Source organism: Streptomyces sp. KR55, from assembly GCF_052245645.1.
Classification (GTDB): Bacteria; Actinomycetota; Actinomycetes; order Streptomycetales; family Streptomycetaceae; genus Streptomyces; species Streptomyces flavusporus.
In genome coordinates, this window is record NZ_JBQQCE010000949.1 from 1 (window position 1) to 1,050 (window position 1,050).

1 protein-coding gene is annotated in these 1,050 nt (G+C 78.7%); it reads left to right on the top strand.

Annotated elements, in window-relative coordinates; translation table 11 throughout:
* Positions 1-58: 58 nt before the first annotated feature.
* A partial coding sequence (locus ACTWQJ_RS51725) for an SWIM zinc finger family protein (protein ID WP_443313258.1) occupies positions 59-1,050 on the top strand: 992 nt, incomplete at its 3' end.

Genomic DNA, 1,050 nt, shown 5'->3' on the forward strand with positions numbered 1-1,050 from the left:
GCCCGGAACCCACCCAGGCGGGTCCGCCGCCGGTCCGGGTCCGGGCACCCATCACCGCGTGCCTGCGGTCGGCCCGGAGCCGGGCGCTCACCCTGGCGGGTCCGCTGCTGGCCCGGGTCCGGGCACCCACGCCGACGGGTCCGCGGTCGGCCCGGAGCCGGGCGCTCACCCTGGCGGGTCCGCTGCTGGCCCGGGGCCGGGCACCCATCACCGCGTGCCTGCGGTCGGCCCGGAGCCGGGTATTCACCCCGGCAGGTCCGCCACCGACCCGGAGCCCGGCACCCACCCCGCCGTCCCCGCCGCAACCCCCCGCGTCCCCCGCTCCATGGGCTCGCCGCACCGCGACGGTGAGCTGCGCCGCACCTTCCCCGCCTTCCCGACCCGGTCGTCCGACGACGCGCCCTTCGCCGCGACCTGGTGGGGCAACGCCTGGATCACCGCGCTGGAGGAGGGCGCGCTGGACGTCAAGCGGCTGGCGCGTGGGCGTGGTTACGCCGACCGCGGTCACGTGGACGCCATCACGGTCACGCCCGGACTCGTCCTCGCCTACGTGCGCGGCAGCCGCCCCCGCCCGTACCGCGTGCAGGTCCGGCTGCGCACCCTGGACGACGCCGACTGGGAGCGGTTTCTGGACGCCGCCGCCGACCGGCCCGCGCACATCGCCGCGCTCCTCGACAAGGAGATGCCCGAGGCGCTGGCCGAGGGGGACGTGCCGCTGCTGCCCGGCCCCGGTGACCTCGATCCGCGCTGCAGCTGCCCCGACCGGGGCCACCCCTGCAAGCACGCCGCCGCCCTCTGCTACCAGACCGCACGCCTGCTCGACGCCGACCCCTTCGTTCTGCTCCTGCTGCGCGGCCGGGGCGAACGCGAGCTGCTCGACGCGCTCTCCCGGCGCAACGCCGCCCGCGCGGCCCGCGCCGCCCAGGACCGGGAACCGTCCCCGCTGCCCGGCACGCGGGCCACCGCCGCCCTCACCCGGCGCGAACTCCGACCCCTCCCGCCCCCGTTGCCCCTCCCCCCGCACCCCGAGCAGCCCCCGGCATACCCGGC